The sequence below is a fragment of the Viridibacillus sp. FSL H8-0110 genome, from assembly GCF_038003565.1.
In the GTDB taxonomy this organism is placed as follows: domain Bacteria; phylum Bacillota; class Bacilli; order Bacillales_A; family Planococcaceae; genus Viridibacillus; species Viridibacillus arenosi.
The window spans coordinates 2,370,731-2,390,397 of sequence record NZ_JBBOPJ010000001.1 but is presented as its reverse complement, the minus strand read 5'-3'; the positions used below and the strand labels follow the sequence as shown (position 1 = coordinate 2,390,397).

Below are 19,667 nucleotides of genomic sequence, written 5' to 3'. Positions count from 1 at the left end.
TAATTATTTTTATCAGGGGGAGGCAAATGAAAAATAGACTAAAGGCAATGCTATTTATGCTGACGTTTTTACTTATAGCCTGCAACACTGACATAAATCCAAAAGAACATGCAAGTGAAATATATACAATTGCTTTAAATGCCATTATGGAAACAGACAAATCATTGAATGATGATATGAAATTTATAGCTATTGATATGAGTAATTTTGATGCATTAAATGAAAAACAGAAAAAATCAATTCTAGATTATTTCGAAGATAAATATAAAGTTAAAGTAATGGACGCAACTTTCGATGATTTAAAAGAAAAAGGATATTATAATGAGGATACCTTAGACGGAGTACTTCTAACAGTTCAAAAAGTTAATTTTAACGTAAAAAACAATATCTTCTTTAATGGTTCGAAATACAGATCAGCAAAAGGGGCTATTGGAGTAGAAAGTACAGTTCACTACAAAGGTGGAACTTGGCGAATAAAGAAACTAAGAGAATCTTGGGTGAGCTAAAAGTATTTTTCTTAAAGCGTGCTATTTAAACTAAATTTGACAGCTAAACCTCAAAAAACGCAGGGTGTAAAAACCTTGCGTTTTAATTATAGAGAGCTTTTTATCTAACTAGAACCTGTTGAAGAAATATCATTCTTCTACCAGTATAACAAATTCACTGAATAATTTATCTTCATTAACAGGACTAAACTCATTGTTTACAATATGTCCCTTCATCAGGTTTTCTAAAATTGTTAAGTGAACTAAGAACTGTGATAGTCATTTGTACATACTTTGTGCTGAAATAGGTATAAATATAAATTTCCCCTATGAATAGTGAACCAAAACGGAAATAGGTAATATATTATAATAAAGTTTCCTTAAGGAAATAAATTTTCCATAAGGAATAAAAAGGGGAACTGATATGTCATGAAATGGATGGAAATATATATGCCAAAAACTTATGGGTTAATATCGATATGTGGCAAGCTTCTACCTCATAAGAACAGGAAACAACAACGGTAATGAACTATCGATTCAAAAAGTTTAGTAATAATCTAATAAAATTTTTTATATATAAAACCCCACTCTCACCTATTTCGATTGGTAGAAGTGGGGTTTTTAAGTTAATCAACTTTTTTCAATAACAAATTTTGTTTAATGACTTGTAAACAAGTACATACTTTTTCTAATACTAATGTCCATTTGAAAGGGGAATTCAAATTGAGCTTTTCAAAGAATAATAATTCAAATTCTCCTGAATCCAAAAAGAATAAATCTAAGGATCCGCTTCTTAAAAGCCTTTCTGAGAATGTGAAAATCATCAAAAAAGCAATGGGAAACAGTAACGATATTATTATCCGAGAAGTAGATATTTTAAAAACAGATAAACAACGGATTGCAATTATTTATGCTGATGGTCTTGCTGATAAAACTGCAATTACAGATTTTATCATGGAATCGCTTATGCTAGATATAGAGTCGACACCAGAAACACGCGAAGAAGATATCATTCAATATCTGAAAAATTTTTGCTTAACAGTTGGTGATGTGGAAGATGTTACTGATCTACAGAGTGTATATCGTGCTGTTTTAAATGGTGAAACAGTCATTCTATTAGAAGGTCAAACAAAAGGTATTGCTACAAGTACAAAAAGTTCAAAGGATCGAGCGATATCACAACCAAGTACGGAATCAGTCATTCGAGGACCTCAGGAGTCATTTACTGAAACACTCCGTACGAATACAGCACTTATTCGTCGTAAGATAAAAGATCCTAATCTTTGGATAAAATCAAGTGTTATTGGAGAAATAACACAAACAGATGTTGCGATTATGTACATCAATGGAATAGCAAACGATAAAATCGTAAAAGAAGTTCTTGAAAGATTAGACCAAATTGAGATAGACGGCATATTGGATAGCGGCTATATTGAAGAGTTAATTCAAGATTCTAAATTCACCCCGTTCCCAACCGTTTATAATTCAGAGCGACCAGATGTTATTGCTGCAGCACTGTTAGAGGGAAAAGTTGCAATCATAGTGGATGGTTCGCCATTTGTTTTGATTGTTCCAGCGTTGTTTCCAACTTTTTTACATGCGGCAGAAGATTACTATCAACGGTCAATTATTAGCACTTTAATTCGTATTTTAAGATTTGGAGGAATATTTGTTTCGTTAATGATTCCTTCTTTGTACATTTCAATCACCACTTTCCATCAAGAAATGATACCAACTCCCATGTTGATTAGTATTGCACTTCAACGAGAAGGAGTTCCATTTCCAGCATTTATCGAAGCAATCCTTATGGAAATAGCATTTGAAATATTAAGAGAAGCCGGCCTACGAATGCCAAGAGTCATCGGTCCAGCAGTATCCATAGTAGGGACATTAATCATTGGGCAAGCTGCAGTAGAGGCTGGGATTGTTTCAGCAGTAATGGTTATTATTGTGTCAATAACAGCCATTTGTAGTTTTTTATCACCAGCGTATGCAATGTCAAATTCAATTCGTATGCTAAGATTCCCTTTAATGATTTTAGCTGCGATGTTTGGTTTGTACGGAGTAATGATGGGTGCCTTTGCAATTATTCTTCATGTTTGTAGTTTAAGGTCTTTTGGTATACCGTATACAGCACCATTTGCACCATTAATACCATCTGACCAAAAAGATGCAATTGTACTATTTTCACGTGATTCACTTTTAACAAGACCACGTTTAGTTAATCAAAAGAATATCAAGAGAGAACAGAAGCTAGTACGAAAAAAGGGTAGGAGTGATCTAGGTGAAAGTTAGAAAAAAAATAACGTTTATCCTATTTCTACTTTCAATTACGCTTTTATTAACAGGATGTTGGAGTAAACGTGAATTAAATGAACTAGCAATTGGAGTGGCGCTGGGTATAGATAGAGTAGACGATCAATATGAAGTTACTGTTCAACTTGTCGATCCTTCTGAACTTTCAATTAAACAATCAAGTAGTAGAACAGCAGTAGTAACATATACAACACAGGGTAAAACAATTTTTGAAGCAATAAGAAAAATGACGTTAATATCTTCAAGGGCAATCTATTTATCTCATCTTCAAATGATGGTAATCGGTGAGGGGATGGCAACTGATGGGATTAAACCGACGCTTGACCTCCTAGCGAGGGATCATGAAGTACGGAATAATTTTTATATTGTTGTTTCAAGTAAATCTACTGCAAGAGAAGTCTTGAATATTTTAACGCCTTTAGAAAAGATTCCAGCCAATAAATTGTTTTCTTCATTAGAGGTTTCTCAGAAAAAAATTGGTATAACATCAAAGATGCGTTTAGATCAATTAATCAACCATCTAAGTAGCGAAATTAAAAGTGCTGCATTATCAACCGTAGAAATAATCGGGGACCAACAAATCGGGAATGAGCAAACTAATATGGAAATTGTTAATACTCCTGCATTATTGAAGTACAGTGGTTTATCAATTTTTAAAGAGGATAAGTTAGTTGGTATTTTAAATGAAGAAGAAAGTAAAAGTTATAATTACTTAAGAGATGAAATAGAAAGTACGATAGAAAGTGTCTCATGTCCAAAAAATGACGGGAATGTTGCAACAGAAGTTATTAATTCTAAAACAGAAATAAAAGTAAAATTAATAAACGATATTCCTGAATTTGATGTCAATATTAATGTTGAACAAAATATTGGAGAAGTGGAATGTCAAATCGACTTAACAGATTCCAATACATTAAAGCAAATTAATGAAAAAGAAAGCAAACAGATTGAAAAGAGAATAAAAAGCTTAATTGAGAAATTACAAAACAAATATCAAGTTGATGTAGTAGGCTTTGGGGAAACGATGTATCGTTCTCACCCAAAAGAATGGGAAAAGATAAAAGGTCAATGGGAAGAAGAGTTTTTTCCTAAAGCAAAAATAAATGTGAAAGTGAAAATTAAGACAAAAGGATTAGGGACTTTGAGAAATTCACCGCTATATGAAACAAAGGAGTAATGGAGAATGTTTAAAACAATTGGGATTTTAATCCTCTTTACTGCCATCTTGTTATTTCAATTACCAAAACTAAAGCAGAATGGTGAAAAAAAAGAAATTTGGACCTTTTCAATATTACTATTCATCAGTACTACTTTATGTATAGCTGTAGCTTTAAAAGTAAAAATACCAAATCCTTTTGATTTAATCATTGTAATCTTTAAACCAATGGGAGAATTTATTACGATGGCACTTAAATAAAGTGGCATAATTTAACAGTAAAAGAGGAAATAAGCTATGGGAAAAGAGATTATTAGTGTAAGACAATTCACGATAATTGTAATGCTTTATTCTGTAGGAGCAGCTATTTTAATTGTACCTGCAAGCTTAACACAAGTTGTGAAGCAAGATGCATGGGTTGCAGCTGTATTAGGAGTATTGGTCGGTTTATTACTAGCGAAATTTTATATCACTGTTGGAAATATTTCTCCTAAATTATCTTTAGTTCAATTGATTGAAAAAGTTCTTGGAAAATATGTTGGTAAGATTATTGTAATTTTGTTTCTAATATTTACGTATCTCTCTGGGACTGGACTTCTATATTTTTTAGGCGATTTCATGCGTACTGAAGTTATGCCTGAAACACCTATCGTAGCATTTGGTGGGTTATTCATGATTGTGATTATGTTTGGTACTTATTTAGGAATAGAAACATTTGCACGATCTTCGGAAATACTCTTTCCAATATTTTTTTTACTGTTTATATTCTTAGTGGTTTTTATTTCTCCACAAGTAGATATAAAACATTTAGAGCCGGTTTTAAATTCGAATCCTAAACCATTAATCAATGGTATTTTGATTTTTATTAGTGAATTTGCATTTCCATTGGTCGTATTGTTAATGATATTCCCTGTTGCTATTAATGTTCCTAAATCTGGAACAAAAGGGTTTTATATAGGTGCTATAGCTGGGGGGGTATTTTAATAATCTTGATTACTTTATGTGTCTTAGTTCTTGGTCCTACTGATACGGCTCACCGAGTTTTCCCTAGCTATGCAATGGCACAAAGGATTTCTATAGGGAATTTTATTCAACGTATTGAAATCACTATGGCTCTCTTATGGATTATTACACTGTATGTTAGAATCTATTTTTATTTTCATGTGACAGTTGTAGGAACGGCACAGTTACTCAAGTTAAAGAATTATAGATCTCTAATATTACCTTTAGGATTAAGTATGGTTGCTCTTTCTCAAACGATTCATACTGATGTAGTCCATCAACTAAAGTTTAATAAGGAAATCTGGATACCATATTCAGCTACATTTGCTTTATTACTACCTTTAGTGTTATTAATTGTTGCTAAAATTAGAAAAATAAAAAGTGAGTAAAAACCTTATCCACTTAAAGTGTTTTTTGTAAATATTTTGTGAAAATATACTAGTTGCTCATTCAAATTCGATGAATAAGAATCAGTCCTAATTAGATATAATCACTGAATATAAGCTACTTTCCAAGGATACCCTTAATAAATTTTATATAAAATGAATGAAAATTTACAAAACAATTAAATAACATTAACTTTTAGAGGATATAATTATTAAAGCAAGACATCTTCCATGCATAGATTTTATTAAATGAAATAAAATAAGCACTAAGGAGGAGTAAACTTGGCTACTTTAATCGACATATTGATTACAAGTTTGATCAGTCTCTGCTTTTTAGCCTTAGGGTTATTTATCTATAAAAAAGAAGATGTTGAATTAGTTGCAGGATATAATGGTCAAAAATTCAAAGGCAATAAATCAAAATTCGCAAAAAACAACGGCTTATTCTGTATAGCCTTTGCATGTTTACTTTTTATTACCCCTTTTTTAAAATATTTTGGGCATATATTTTTAAACTTAATTTCATTCATCATGCTGTTGTTGTTAATCATTTTGGTTCTTTATACAAGAAAGCAACATCAATAAGTTGGATATAATCCGCTTGTTCCTAGGAATGAGCGGATTTTAATCTGTGAAAAGCCTACTACTACAAGTGTAATCGATTCATAATTAGATGGTTTAAATTCGCATTATTACGGGAAAAGTTACAGGGAAAGTATGGCGATATATAAATCAATATAATGATATGCAGCATTAAAAGTTATTTATTTTACATATGTTCTACTTAAATCATAGGTTTTAAAGGTCTGAAGGGATATTGGATTAACAAAAAGCGCTTCTACATAAAGTAGGAACGCTTTTTGTTAGAGATTATTATTAATTTTTAGAGACACCTTTATTTGCAGCAATCATTAAAAACATTGGTCGACGGTTTTCATCGTGCATTTCAGGTATATTCTTTAACATTTCTTCAGAAGGTGTAGATTCTTTTACTGCACTAATACTAAAACCTGCGTTAATCAAATCATTCATATAAGTAGAAATCGTACGGTGATATTTTTGAACGCTTTCATTTAAAAAGGATGTTTCACGTAATCCTTCAAAATGATAATTGTCTACTGGCCAGTGTAAACGATTGCCTTTTTCATCGTTATACCAATCTTGTTCACTTCTAGAAGTAAAGATTGGATGTTCAACAGAGAAGACAAATGACCCACCATCATCTAAGTAATCATAGACTTTCTTGCAAATTGTATCGAACGACTGAATATAGTGTAAAGCGAGAGAGCTTATGACTACATCAAATTGTGCATCTGAAAATTGAATATCTTCAATCGATTCTTGAATATAGGTTATGCCAGAGTCATCTGTTTTTTCACGCGCTTTTTCCAACATTTTTTTCGATAAATCAACGCCAATTACAGAACTGGCTTGTTGCTCACGAGCAAATCGGCAATGCCAGCCAAAACCGCATCCAAGATCAAGTACGCGCTTATTTTTTAGTTTTGGTAGTAGTGTTTTTAATATATGCCATTCACCTGCAGCTTCAAGACCTTCGACTGAGCGAGGCATTTGTTCATAAGCAGAAAAGAAATTTGTTTCATCATATTTATTTTGTTTGGTCATGTTATATCTAAACTCCTATCTATATAAATAGAATATGGATTATTGTGTTGTAAATCAAATTATTTGAAGATTTTCGCTATACTATTTTCTACCTGAACAATATACACCAGCAATTACGCATAATCCTCCGATTACTTGTGATAAAGTAAGGGATTCACCAATAAAGAGTACTGCGAAAATCGAAGCAAACACAGGTATGAAATTTAAATATAATCCGGCTTTATTGGCTCCAATACGCACTACACCAGTATTCCAGGAAATAAATGCAATAATCGATGCAAATATACCTGTATAAATAATAGCGAAAAATGCTGTTCCAGACCAATGGATCACAGACGTTGTTTGAACAGATTCATATAGGAAAAAGGGTAGTAACATAATGATACCTACGAATATTGAAACAAGAAATGTTGAATTTCCAGGTAATTGCTTTGCATATTGTTTTACTAATAAAGAATAGATACTCCATAAAACTACAGCAGCAATAACGATTATATCCCCTTTATTAAAGGGAAAATGGCGTAAAGTTTCTACTGAACCGTTTGAAATGATACATAAAACACCGATAAAAGAAATGGCTGTACCAATCAATTGATTTTTCGTTAAACGTTCCTTTAAAAATATAAAAGATAATATGTAAATGACAACGGGTGTTAACATATTCATCAATGATGCATTAATCGAAGTTGTGTAGTGTAGAGCTATGTATACGAGTGTGTTGAAACTAGCGACCCCAGTAAAACCAAGAATAAAAACAATTCACCAATGCTTCAGCATCTCTTTGAAATCTCGTTTTAAAGCAACATAGGCTATCGGTAAAAAGACGATAAAAGCCGTACACCAACGTAGAAATGCAAGTGTGAATGGTGGTAAATCATTGGCAACTGCACGTCCAATGACAAAATTGCCGCCCCAAAGAATAGTTGCTAAAAGTAGCAATACAAACGCTGGGATTCTATTCATATAAAGGACCTCACTTTTAAAATATATAGCATCCATTTTTTCGACATACTGATTTAATCTGCAATAATATTTGAATATATCAGAAAATCAAGGCTTAAATACCTAAGAAATAAAGTACAACCGGTATTGATACGATACTAATAATTGTAGTTACAAATGTAGTAAAGGATACTAAATCAGGTTCTGTATCAAACTGTAGTGCTATCATCGTTGTATTTGCAGCAGCGGGCATAGCAGATTGGATGATCAAAACGGTTTTAATTAGAGAACTGAGGGGCATAAAAGTTAAGATAACTGCTGCTAGAATCGGTGATAAAACTATACGGATAATTGATACAACTGAAACTAAGCGATAATCTACCTTTTTAGCAGAAATAGCAGCTAACTGCATCCCTAAAACGAGCATAACTGTTGGAATAGAAGCTTCAGCTACTAAACTAACACCATCCATTACTGTTTTAGGAATAGGAATATGGTAAAATTCTAAAGTAATACCCGCTAGTGCTGCGTAGATTAAAGGCATGCGCAAAACTTTTTGAATGGATTGTTGTATTGTTGCTTTTTGTGATCCGCCAATTGAAGCAAAGAAAATGCCTAAACTATTCATTAGAAGTGAATGAAGTACCATTATAATTACGGCTATATCAAAACCTGCAGCACCTAAAGCAAATAACACAACGGGTGCTCCGTAATTGCCACTATTCATGAACACGGCTCCGAGGATCATTGCAGAAAATTCTGATTGAGAAGCCTTAAATATAGCGGACATAGCCCATGTAATGAGAAACAGTACAACCGTTAACAAAATTGCGAAAATCGCTATGTATAAATAGTCTTTAGTTAAAGGTGTCGTATAAAATGTCCGAAAAGCGAGGAATGGTGACATTAAGTATAGGGCTGCTGTAGAAATTGATTTTATATCAAAGCCTATACATTTTTGTCCGATAAAACCTATTGAAAACACTATTAGAACCGGTAAAATAATAAGAAATAATGACAAATAATCATCTCCGTTAGATTTATTAGATATTTCTTATTATTCCACTTTAAAAAATATAGACAATACTATTTTAAAAAAAGTTTATTTTTCAAAGAAAAACACGTAGTAACTAACCTACGTGTTAACTATTGTTACTTCCAATTTGTATTGATAAATTCATCGCGACCGGATTTTGCACGGTCTTCTTTATAGTGTTTGGCACTTTTTTTGTAATAATCCTGATGGTAATCTTCAGCAGGATAGAATATACTTGCTTCTCGAATCTCAGTAACGATTGGCTTTTTAAAACGACCACTTTCAACTAACGCTTGTTTGGAAGCTTCGGCTAATTGTTGTTGCAATGAATCATGATAGAAAATGGCAGCTTTATAAGATTCACCACGGTCCTGGAATTGACCTCCGTCATCTGTAGGGTCGACTTGTGGCCAATAGATTTCGAGTAATTTTTCGTATGAAAAGAGCGCTGGATCAAATTCAATCTGAACGACTTCTAAGTGACCTGATTGACCTGCTTTTACGTCTTCATATGTTGGATTTTCTATATGTCCACCCATGTATCCTGAAGTTACTTTATGTATTCCGTCATATTCGACAAATGGCTTGACCATGCACCAAAAACATCCACCAGCAAATGTAGCCTTATTTGTAATTTGTTCCATGTTGTAACCTCCATTAGTATAAAGACGTCATTAATACGTGCCATCTTGTACATCTTATAGTTTACAACATTGACTACTAGAAAAACATACCCACTTGAAAGGAGCATACATCATGCAAGAAAATCAACAAACGCGAGTGCGCAAAAAAAGACGCAAACTTCGAAAAGGACGTGTGTTCTTTACTTTTCTACTACTTCTATTAGTAGGGGTAGGAGTATATGCATACACTGAATATAAAGCAGGATTAGAACTTGCGAAAGGGCAAGAACATATAAAAGAAGACTTTATTGGTGATGAGGCTTCATCAAAAAATATAGATAATATTTTACTTTTAGGTGTCGATTCTCGCGGAGAGGCAAAATCGCGAACAGACTCTATGATTCTTGTTTCATGGAACAAAGACACAAATGACATTAAAATGGTATCATTCATGCGAGATATTTATGCAGAAATCCCTGGCTATCAATCATATAAGTTGAATACAGCTTATTATTTAGATGGTGTTCAATTATTGAAAGATACAATTAGTAATATGTTCGATGTTGAAATTAATCACTATGCATTAATTGACTTTAAAAGCTTTGAATCAATGGTAGATATTCTTGCACCAAATGGGGTAGAAGTAAATGTCGACAAAGATATGTCGAAAAACATCGGAGTTAAATTGAAAAAAGGAACACATCAGTTGAATGGTAAAGAATTATTAGGCTTTGCTCGGTTCCGTTCGGATGAAAAGGGTGACTTTGGGCGTGTAGATCGTCAACAAAAGGCTCTAGAGGCATTGAAAAAAGAAGTTGTATCACCTGGAAATTATAAAAACTTCCCTAAATTATTAGGTGCGCTTCAAGGTTATGTTCAAACTGATATGACAACTAAAGATGAATTATCATTTATGACATCAATCATAAAAGGTGGGGACCTTAATATCGAAAAACTAACTATTCCGGTTGAACATGGCTATTCATTTGCCAATTATCCTCATGCAGGATCTGTTATTGAAATTGATCGTGCATTAAATAATAAAGCTTTAGAGGAATTTCTTGATTTTGAACAGTAATATAGGGGTATAATATTATTAGCGCAAAACGAATGCATCCTGTAAACTAATCATATAGCACTTTTTGTCAAAAGGGGGGATTGGATGGAACCAGAAAAACCATCATTTTTTTCAACGAGATTTATTCGTTTCTTAGGAGGTAGAAATTTACTTTTTGGATTATTAACCTTATTAATTTTAGGTTGTATTATTTTCATCTATGATAAAGTATCATTTATTTTCTATCCCATTATTGTTTTTTTACAAACAGTAGTACTCCCGGTTATTTTAGCCGCAATTGCTTATTATTTATTAAGACCTATTCTGCGTATACTTGAGAATTGGAAAATTCCGAGAGTATGGGGGATTTTGATTATTTACCTTGGGCTAGCCGGAATAATTACTTTGTTAGTTATTCTAGTATTCCCATTCCTAAAAGGGCAGTTTACGAATTTAATCAATGAATTCCCACAATACTTTATGGAAATGCTTCATAAAACGCAATCTTTCGTACAAGGATCGACTTTCAATTCCTTCTTGTCTAAATACAATTTTGATTTAGATCAAGTAATGTCAGATATAACGAAAGATTTAAGTGATACAGTTAAAGATACAGCGGGTAAACTAGGAAGCGGTATTGCGACAGGTATTACAGGCTTTATTTCCACTCTAACTGGAATTCTTTTAGCAATCGTAACTGTCCCATTCATCTTATTCTACTTATTAAAAGATGGAGAAAAACTTCCAAAATTTATTTTGAAAATGCTTCCTCCTCGTATGAGAGATGACGCGGCTCACCTTTTCCATAAAGCTGATCGCCAAATTAGCTCATATATTCAAGGGCAAATTATTGTTGCATTTTGTATCGGTGTCATGATCACAATTGGTTTCTTAATTATCGATATGGATTATGCTATCGTGCTAGGTTTTTTAGCGATGGTTACAAGTGTTGTGCCTTATTTAGGACCTATTATTGCCATAACACCTGCTGCGATTATCGCTATCGTAACGTCGCCAATTATGTTGGTCAAACTGGCAGTGGTATGGACTATCGTGCAATTAGTGGAAGGGAAATTTATTTCACCACAAGTTATGGGGAAATCGTTACATGTCCACCCTATTACCATCATATTTGTATTACTAACTGCAGGTTCGTTATTCGGTGTACCAGGTGTTGTTCTAGGTATACCAGGTTACGCAGTTCTCAAAGTGTTAGTAACACACTTATTCTATTTATATAAGAAACGCTATAATCGCCAAGAACCAGATCCTACTATGGAATATGAAGTGGAGAACTGGAAAGACGAATAATCGGTAGCATTTGCTACCGATTTTTTTTGTTAAGGAAAGGAAAAATGTATGATTAGTTGAACAGTTTTTTGTCAATTCAATAAATCTAAATACGGTTATATGCAATTTTATAAAGAAAAACAGCTATTCTTTCAATTTAAACTGAAGGATTTGCTGTTTTTTTATGCATGAAAATACAATTTGTTATGAAAAATCCCTTTTGAAGAAATATTTTTACAATATCAAATGTTTTTGTATCAATGATGGAAGCGTGTACATTTTCAATAGAATGAAATATAAATAAAAATACAATTGACTTTATATTTATACATACTTATAATAGTTTGTAACATACACGTGAGGTGATTCAGTTGAAGGTCGGAATTATTGGTGCAACAGGATATGGCGGGTTAGAACTAATAAGATTATTACATAATCATAATGAAGTCGAAAAAATTAAATTATTCACTTCTTCTGATGAAGGAGCCATTTTTTCACAAAAATTTGGTCATTTAAAAAAACTATATGATCAACCATTAGAGAAAATTGATGAAGATACATTAGCTGAATTAGATGTTGTATTTACAAGTACTCCTTCTGGGGTTTCAAGCAAGCTTCTACCACCTCTATTAAATAGCTCAACGAAATTCATAGATTTATCAGGTGATTTCCGACTAAAAAATTTAGAAGATTATGAAAAATGGTACAAAAAAGAGTCAGCTCCTAGTGATGCAGTAGAACAAAGCGTATATGGTTTGAGTGAATGGAACAAAGAAGCCATTCAAGATGCAAAACTTATTGCCAATCCAGGTTGTTATCCAACGGCAGTTTTACTTTCTCTATTACCTTTGTTAAAAGAAGATTTAATTTATGCAAATGGTTTAGTCATTGATGCCAAAAGTGGAATCTCAGGGGCGGGTAATAAGCCTAGTATGATGACTCACTTCAGTGAAACAAATGAAAATACAGCCATCTATAAAATACATGAACACCAACATATTCCTGAAATTGAACAAGCTATGAAAATGTTCGCAAATAGTGATACACCAATTACATTTACAACAACATTAGTACCGATGACGCGAGGGATTCTGGCAACAAGCTATGCGCAGATTACTCCATGCACAACAGAAGAACAACTATATTACTGTTTAGTTAAACAATATCAAAGCAATCCTTTTGTTCGAATAATAAAAGAGACAGCAAAATTTGGAACGAACCAAGTTTATGGTTCTAATTTCTGTGATATCCATGTGAAAGTAGATTCTAGGACTGGCAGAGCTACGATTATTGCGGTTATTGATAATTTAGTTAAAGGAGCAGCCGGTCAAGCCATTCAAAATATGAACATACAATTTGGTTTTGATGAAACAACCGGCCTTATGCAAGTGCCATTATACATTTAAAAAGGGAGTGTTTATATGACAACAACATTTGAGAGTTTAAAAAGAATTTCGAGTAAAAATATCGTTTCACCTAAAGGGTTTACTGCAACAGGTATACATTGCGGCGTAAAACATAAGAAAAAAGATTTAGCGATTTTAGTAAGTAAAGTACCTGCAAATGTAGCTGGTGTTTTTACAACAAACGTTATTAAAGCAGCCCCTCTTGTACTGACAAAGCAGGTTGTGAAAGAATACGGAAAAATGCAAGCACTTATTGTCAACTCTGGTAATGCAAATGCGTGTACAGGAACTCAAGGCTATAAAGATGCTGAAACAATGCAACAATTAACAGCGGAAAAATTAGGGATTGCGAAAGAACTTGTTGGGGTTTCATCGACAGGCGTAATCGGAGAAATCATGAACATGGAGCCGATTGCAAAAGGAATTGCTGAAATTACACCAAATGCAACGTTAGAAGGAGCAATTGATTTCGCACAAGCAATACTAACTACTGATACGGTCACTAAAAATACAGCATATAGCGTAGTTATAGACGATAAAGAAGTTGTCATCGCGGGTGTGGCAAAAGGATCAGGTATGATTGAACCTAATATGGCTACAATGCTTGCCTATGTTACAACTGATGCAGATATCGATCAACAAGCATTGCAACAACTATTAAAAGAAGTAACTGATGTGACTTTTAATGCGATAACGGTAGATGGCGATACATCTACAAATGATACCGTCTTAGTATTAGCTAACGGATTAGCAGGCAATGCCACATTAACGCCAGCACATCCAGAATGGGAGACTTTTAAAGCCGCTTTCCATGCTGTATCTCAAGACCTTTCAAAAATGATCGCAAAAGACGGTGAAGGTGCAACTAAATTAATCGAAGTTAAAGTTGAAGGTGCTGTAACTGATGAAGAGGCACGTAAAATTGCGAAAACAGTTGTAGGTTCACCTTTAGTGAAAACAGCGATTTTTGGTTGTGATGCAAACTGGGGACGAATTATTTGTGCTGTAGGATACAGTGGTGCAACAGTTGACCCGACCGATGTGAAAATTCAAATTGGTTCAACTACAGTTGTTGAAAAGGGTGAACCAGTACCATTTTCTGAAGAAGAACTTATTGTCTATTTGAAACAAAATGAAGTGAAAATCGCAGTATCCTTAAATCAAGGTGTAGGCTATGGTACTGCTTGGGGATGTGATTTAACATATGACTACGTACAAATCAATGCAACATACAGATCATAAAACGATTGTTATTAAACTAGGTGGTAGTATGTTAAAAGGTTTAAATGCTGAATTTTTAGAAAACTTTAAAAAGATGCAACAAGCTGGCATAGATATTATTATCGTTCATGGCGGTGGACCTGCTATTAATCAAGCATTAAAAAGCGCTAATGTTGAAACTACTACTAAAAATGGTATTCGAGTGACATCAAGTAAAGCTGTTGAAATTGTACAATCAACATTAATTGGTAAAGTAAATCCAGCATTAACGCATCAATTGAATGTTGCAGGTATTAAAGCGTTAGGGCTAAGTGGTTATGATGGAAGTTTATTTAACTGTTCGTTCTTAGACGAAAAAGAATATGGTTACGTAGGAAATATCGAAGCAGTAAATACGGAACTTCTAAAAACTTTACTTGCTGAAAAAATCATTCCAGTAGTTTCTTGTTTTGGAGCGACATCTGATGGGATACCTCTGAATATTAATGGTGATACAGTTGCTAGTAAAGTGGCTTTATCAATGAATGCTGATAGCCTTTTACTCGTGACGGATACACCAGGGATAAAAATTGAGGAAGAAGTTCAAATCAGTGTAAATCCAGAACAGATCAAAGAATGGATTAATTCTGGCGATATATATGGAGGCATGATTCCAAAAGTTCAAGCTGCCGTTGATTGTTTAAATGAAGGTATACCAACTGTTCAAATCGTTGGTTCAAAATTAGTCGGTACAACGATCCAAAGAAAGGAAGTTTTCGCATGAGTGCATTATTTGGGAACTATAGCAGACGTCCAGTTCATTTAGTAAAAGGGCTAGGAACGAAAGTATATGATGAAGCAGGAAAAGAGTATTTGGATTTTACTAGTGGCATTGCAGTACTAAGTCTAGGTCATGCAAATCCTATTTTAGTAGAGGCCATTAAACTGCAAAGTGAAAAATTATGGCATATTTCTAATTTATTTGAAAGTCCAGAACAAGAGCAATTAGCAGCCACTCTTCTGAAAGATACTCATCTGGCACATGGATTTTTTTGTAATAGTGGGGCTGAAGCAAATGAAGCAGCAATCAAACTTGCTCGTAAGCATACGGGTAAACATACAATCATCACTTTTGAAAATTCATTTCATGGAAGAACATTCGGTGCAATGTCAGCTACAGGTCAAGCAAAAGTGCAACAAGGCTTTGGTCCTTTAGTAAATAAATTCATCCATGTTCCATTTAACGATGTGAAAGCTCTAGAAGCAGTAGTAAATGATGAAGTAGCAGCTATTATGCTAGAAGTCGTGCAAGGCGAAGGTGGAGTCAATTCTGTTTCCGAAGAATTTGGTGAAGCCATTACTAAAATCTGTAAAGAACAAGGAATCTTACTCATTATTGATGAAGTACAAACAGGTATCTCTCGCACAGGTACACGTTATGCTTATGAACAAACTGCATTGAAACCAGATATTTTAACCCTAGCTAAAGGACTCGGTGGTGGCTTCCCAATCGGTGCAATGCTTGGAACATCTGAAATGTATGACACATTCAGCCCGGGTACACACGGAACAACATTTGGGGGGAACCCACTAGCAGTAGCCGTTGCGCAAACAGTTCTTAATCATGTGTTTGAAGAGTCGTTTTTAGGGGAAGTACTTAAAAAATCAGAGTATTTCACAAAGCAATTAGAAAAAACTCTACCAGCTGAGAAGTTTACAGTAAAAGGAATGGGCTTACTGCTAGGTGTAGACTGCGGCAAAGCTGTAGCACCTTTTATTACAAAAGCTGAAGATGCAGGCTTACTATTAGTTGGTGCAGGTGAAGAAGTCATTCGTTTACTGCCACCTCTTACAGTAACACATGAAGAAATCGATGCAGCCATCGCAATCTTAGCAGATATTATTAACGATTAATAAGTTTGAATTAATGCGTTCAGAGAATCGCAATTCATTACTCTATACCTCTTTCAAAAGTGTTTTATATAAGCGAATGGGTTCACGGACCTTTTCGCTTATTGTTGAACACGAAACTTCCAGGTATGTAATTCGTCAAAAGTAAAAAAGGGGGAATTAACATGTCTAACTTTATACATTTCAAAGGTATACTCACTGAACTCCAGGAAACATCATCTCATTTCGCCTTAGCTTGTCAAAAACAAGATGACAACTCTACATTTATACTTAATCTAACGAAAGAAACACTTATTTTTAATAGCACTTCATATGAGCCCCTTCTAGTAAGTGAACTAAAGCGAGGCTTTTTTATTCATGCCTATGTCCATGAGCTTCAACCTGCAATGATGATCTTTCCACCGCAATTCTCTCCAACACTCGTGCTTGTGAATGAGAAAGATTTATTCTATGGCAACAAAGTTGGTACATACAATGCCGAAACATCTTTAGTAGAATCAGATTTACGGCTAAATATTAGTCAAAATACGAAAATAATAGATGCAGTAGGGGAAAGTATTGCGACCGAAAAGCTTGATGGACATGACATAGCTGTATTCTTCAAAATGAGTACACGTAGCATTCCACCACAAACAACACCGCAAAAAATTATATTGTTGGATGATTAAGTGCCTGTATAAAAAAGAATTCATTTTATCAGAATGGATTCTTTTTTACTTTATGAATTGATTTACTTTTGAATTAAACTACAATATTTTCATATATAAGAAACAATAATATAGAGTAATATTGTTTGGCTATTCTGTATATAAGGTGGTATGAATAAAAGTGTGGTGGTTTAGGGGGGAAGCCTATATTCATTAAGCGACAAGTACCAAGTGAAATCTTTGCACATAAGCGACTCATTAAACGACTCTCCCCAGATCATCAAAAAATCGAAGACATCATTCGCCAACTTGAAAATGTAACAGCTGGTTTTAATGGTGAATGTCGCGTAAATCAAATGGTACTAGAAGTACCGTTTAACAAATCTTTTTTTACTTCCCAAACTTCGAGTGTCAACTCTCTCCAACTCGTATTGCCCAAATAGATTCCGACTTACTCACACAAAGCTATATTCTATTAATTGAAATTAAAAATATGAGAGGAACTTTACATTTCCAAGAACAGCCCTATCAACTCATTCAAGAACTTGAAGGGCACTCCATTGCATATCATTGTCCGCAAATCAATTAATTCGTGCAACAGATACATTTGAGCGCTGGTTAAAAAACATGAAGTTTCTGCAATTACCTATTTATAAAACAATCATTATGCCTAATAGCCGTACAGTAATTAAAACTGCACCTACAACTGTACCGTACATCATGTCGAAAGAAATCGCACTATTTATCCAAAAACTAAATGAGCTCTAGTAATAAACAAAGCTCAATTAGGAGCAGTAATTCATTCAATTAAAGTGAATAATAGATCTTTTAAACATAGACCTTTATGCGGAAAATACAATATACCAATTGAACAAATAAAAAACGGAGTCATCTGAATAGGTTAAAAGAGAGCTCGAGTAGCACAAAAGAAAGGCCAAAAAGAGCGAGTGAGTTAAAAGAAGAGCTGAATAGGTTAAAAGAGAGCCATAATAGCACAAAAGGAAGCCCAAAAAGAGCGAGAGGTTGAAAGAAAAGCTGAGTGTTTTATATCACAAGAAAAATTCCCATCACCTTCACCACAAAAAAACCGCAAAAGGTATTACCCTATTGCGGTCAAAAGCTATTATGCGTGCACTACTGATAATGTAGCAAGTCGTTCAACAGCCTCAGCTATTAATTCTTCATTTTGAACAAGTGCTAAGCGTACATAACCAGCTCCAGCATCACCGAAGATGATACCTGGTACCATGACTACGCCTGTTTCTTTAATTGCGTGATATACAAAGTCGATATCGTTCATTTCTTGATTTGGGTATTTAGCCCAGACGAACATACCACCCTTTGAAGGTGTTACGTTCCAGCCAATTTTAGTTAAACCATCCATTAAAATATGGTGGCGTTTTGAGAATGTAGCACGAAGACGATCTGTTATTTCTTCAGCATTGTCTAATGCAACAATACCAGCTTCTTGGATTGGCTCAAAAGTTCCGTAATCCAAATTAGATTTTAGTTCTTGGATAATTGAGATCATCTCAGCATTTCCTGCTATGTAGGCAATACGTGCACCAGCTAAACTAAAGCTTTTAGAAAGAGAGTTGATTTCCATGCCGACTTCTTTAGCTCCTGGTGTAGCAAGGAAGCTTGATGGACGGTCGCCTTCAAAATAGAATTCTGAATAGGCAGCATCATGTAAAATAATGACATTATATTTACGGCCAAATGCAACTGCTTTAGCGAAAAATGCTTCGTTAGGCATTGCAGGAACTGGATTTCCTGGTAAGTTAAGAATCATCAGTTTTGCCTTTTCAGCAACCTCTACAGGAATTGCATCGAAATCTGGTAAGTAATTATTTTCTTCTAATAAAGGCATATAGTAAGGAATAGCTTCTGCAAGATGAATACCGGCATCAAAGGCTACGTAGGCTGGGTTCGTCGTTAGTACATAGTCACCTTTATTACAGAAGGCCATCGGTAAATGGACCAGTCCTTCTTGTGAACCCATTGTTTGAATAATTTCCGTATTAGGATCTAAATCTACATTAGTACGACGTTTGTAATAACGGGCTACCGCTTCGTAGAATCGTTTCGTACCACTTAGTGTATAACCATATGAGCTGGCTAATGCACTACGCTCAGACAATACTTTACGTACTTTTTCGTCTGGTGGAAGATCCGGGCTTCCTAAGCTTAAATCGATTAATTTAACGCCTTCAGCTGCTTTCGCATTGGCCGCCGCTTTCAAATCACCGAATATTGCTTTTGGAAACATAGCCATTTTTTTTGATTTTTCGATTTTCACATGCAAGCACTCCTTAGTTGCAAAAGTAATTTTAAGAAATATTTTAACATACTAAAGCTATTATGTAACAGATAAACTTTAGTAATTTCATATTATTTGATAAATATTCTCTGAATGTTCAATGTTTATAAATGTTTTAAGATTAAAAAAAGAGATTTTAGTTCATCTTCACTAGTGAAATATATTAATACAAGTGATATTTATATTGGCTTGCCTCTAAAAATGATCTATATATTACTACTATATGGTAGCTTTAATTATGTAAATATACAAAATGTAACAATC

Annotated in this window: 20 protein-coding genes and 1 pseudogene; 16 read left to right on the top strand and 5 right to left on the bottom strand. The window is 34.0% G+C overall.

Annotated features, from left to right (window positions below):
* Window positions 1–26: 26 nt before the first annotated feature.
* The 7 genes from MHH98_RS11930 (at window position 27) to MHH98_RS11900 (ending at window position 5,930) form a co-directional block, all read left to right on the top strand.
* Entirely contained in the window at window positions 27–506 is a 480-nt protein-coding gene (locus tag MHH98_RS11930) for a peptide ABC transporter substrate-binding protein (protein ID WP_076034928.1), read from the top strand.
* A gap of 639 nt (window positions 507–1,145) precedes the next feature.
* Complete coding sequence (locus MHH98_RS11925; protein ID WP_445684006.1) at window positions 1,146–2,780, top strand: spore germination protein; 1,635 nt, start codon at window positions 1,146–1,148, stop codon at window positions 2,778–2,780.
* On the top strand, window positions 2,770–3,978 hold the full coding sequence (locus MHH98_RS11920; protein ID WP_038181409.1) for a Ger(x)C family spore germination protein: 1,209 nt from the start codon (window positions 2,770–2,772) through the stop codon (window positions 3,976–3,978). The genes MHH98_RS11925 and MHH98_RS11920 overlap by 11 nt, the downstream gene beginning before the upstream one ends.
* A gap of 6 nt (window positions 3,979–3,984) precedes the next feature.
* The gene (locus tag MHH98_RS11915; protein ID WP_038181413.1) at window positions 3,985–4,218 is read left to right on the top strand and encodes a hypothetical protein; all 234 of its coding nucleotides are present in this window, start codon (window positions 3,985–3,987) and stop codon (window positions 4,216–4,218) included.
* Window positions 4,219–4,254: 36 nt separating this feature from the next.
* Window positions 4,255–4,941, top strand: coding sequence for a GerAB/ArcD/ProY family transporter (locus MHH98_RS11910; protein ID WP_340712918.1), 687 nt, complete (start codon window positions 4,255–4,257; stop codon window positions 4,939–4,941).
* 5 nt (window positions 4,942–4,946) lie between these two features.
* A complete protein-coding gene (locus tag MHH98_RS11905; RefSeq protein WP_340712916.1) occupies window positions 4,947–5,348 on the top strand; it encodes a GerAB/ArcD/ProY family transporter in 402 nt (133 codons plus the stop codon).
* Window positions 5,349–5,627: 279 nt separating this feature from the next.
* Window positions 5,628–5,930: a DUF3784 domain-containing protein gene (locus tag MHH98_RS11900; protein WP_038181418.1), complete on the top strand. Its 303-nt coding sequence runs from the start codon at window positions 5,628–5,630 to the stop codon at window positions 5,928–5,930.
* A gap of 291 nt (window positions 5,931–6,221) precedes the next feature.
* On the opposite strand, the gene MHH98_RS11895 is transcribed toward MHH98_RS11900, so the two are convergent.
* From MHH98_RS11895 to msrA, 4 genes and pseudogenes are all read right to left on the bottom strand, one after another.
* Window positions 6,222–6,971 carry a class I SAM-dependent methyltransferase gene (locus tag MHH98_RS11895; protein WP_340709043.1) on the bottom strand — a complete coding sequence of 250 codons (750 nt, stop codon included), beginning with the start codon at window positions 6,969–6,971 and terminating at the stop codon, window positions 6,222–6,224.
* Between the two features lie 81 nt (window positions 6,972–7,052).
* Window positions 7,053–7,934, bottom strand: a pseudogene (locus tag MHH98_RS11890) (DMT family transporter).
* A 94-nt stretch (window positions 7,935–8,028) separates the two neighbouring features.
* A complete protein-coding gene (locus MHH98_RS11885) occupies window positions 8,029–8,934 on the bottom strand; it encodes an AEC family transporter (protein WP_340712913.1) in 906 nt (301 codons plus the stop codon).
* Between the two features lie 131 nt (window positions 8,935–9,065).
* Window positions 9,066–9,593 (bottom strand): peptide-methionine (S)-S-oxide reductase MsrA, encoded by a 528-nt coding sequence (msrA, locus tag MHH98_RS11880; protein WP_038181440.1) that lies wholly within the window; start codon window positions 9,591–9,593, stop codon window positions 9,066–9,068.
* Window positions 9,594–9,705: 112 nt separating this feature from the next.
* On the opposite strand from msrA, the gene MHH98_RS11875 reads away from it, so the two are divergent.
* From MHH98_RS11875 to MHH98_RS11840, 9 genes are all read left to right on the top strand, one after another.
* Window positions 9,706–10,650 carry an LCP family protein gene (locus tag MHH98_RS11875; RefSeq protein ID WP_038181443.1) on the top strand — a complete coding sequence of 315 codons (945 nt, stop codon included), beginning with the start codon at window positions 9,706–9,708 and terminating at the stop codon, window positions 10,648–10,650.
* Between the two features lie 84 nt (window positions 10,651–10,734).
* Entirely contained in the window at window positions 10,735–11,940 is a 1,206-nt protein-coding gene (locus tag MHH98_RS11870; protein WP_038181445.1) for an AI-2E family transporter, read from the top strand.
* 350 nt (window positions 11,941–12,290) lie between these two features.
* Window positions 12,291–13,325 (top strand): N-acetyl-gamma-glutamyl-phosphate reductase, encoded by a 1,035-nt coding sequence (argC, locus tag MHH98_RS11865; RefSeq protein WP_340711218.1) that lies wholly within the window; start codon window positions 12,291–12,293, stop codon window positions 13,323–13,325.
* A 15-nt stretch (window positions 13,326–13,340) separates the two neighbouring features.
* Window positions 13,341–14,567: a bifunctional glutamate N-acetyltransferase/amino-acid acetyltransferase ArgJ gene (argJ, locus tag MHH98_RS11860; RefSeq protein WP_340712910.1), complete on the top strand. Its 1,227-nt coding sequence runs from the start codon at window positions 13,341–13,343 to the stop codon at window positions 14,565–14,567.
* Complete coding sequence (argB, locus tag MHH98_RS11855; protein WP_340712908.1) at window positions 14,530–15,309, top strand: acetylglutamate kinase; 780 nt, start codon at window positions 14,530–14,532, stop codon at window positions 15,307–15,309. Before argJ ends, argB begins: the two co-directional genes overlap by 38 nt.
* The gene (locus MHH98_RS11850) at window positions 15,306–16,439 is read left to right on the top strand and encodes an acetylornithine transaminase (protein WP_340712907.1); all 1,134 of its coding nucleotides are present in this window, start codon (window positions 15,306–15,308) and stop codon (window positions 16,437–16,439) included. Before argB ends, MHH98_RS11850 begins: the two co-directional genes overlap by 4 nt.
* Window positions 16,440–16,600: 161 nt before the next feature.
* Window positions 16,601–17,104, top strand: coding sequence for a hypothetical protein (locus MHH98_RS11845; RefSeq protein WP_038181456.1), 504 nt, complete (start codon window positions 16,601–16,603; stop codon window positions 17,102–17,104).
* 361 nt (window positions 17,105–17,465) lie between these two features.
* Window positions 17,466–17,672, top strand: coding sequence for an NERD domain-containing protein (locus tag MHH98_RS22085; protein ID WP_412104683.1), 207 nt, complete (start codon window positions 17,466–17,468; stop codon window positions 17,670–17,672).
* A 38-nt stretch (window positions 17,673–17,710) separates the two neighbouring features.
* A complete protein-coding gene (locus MHH98_RS11840; RefSeq protein ID WP_340712905.1) occupies window positions 17,711–17,851 on the top strand; it encodes a hypothetical protein in 141 nt (46 codons plus the stop codon).
* A gap of 355 nt (window positions 17,852–18,206) precedes the next feature.
* Here MHH98_RS11840 and MHH98_RS11835 read toward each other — a convergent pair whose 3' ends face one another.
* Window positions 18,207–19,382, bottom strand: coding sequence for an aminotransferase class I/II-fold pyridoxal phosphate-dependent enzyme (locus MHH98_RS11835; protein ID WP_038181461.1), 1,176 nt, complete (start codon window positions 19,380–19,382; stop codon window positions 18,207–18,209).
* Window positions 19,383–19,667: the final 285 nt, after the last annotated feature.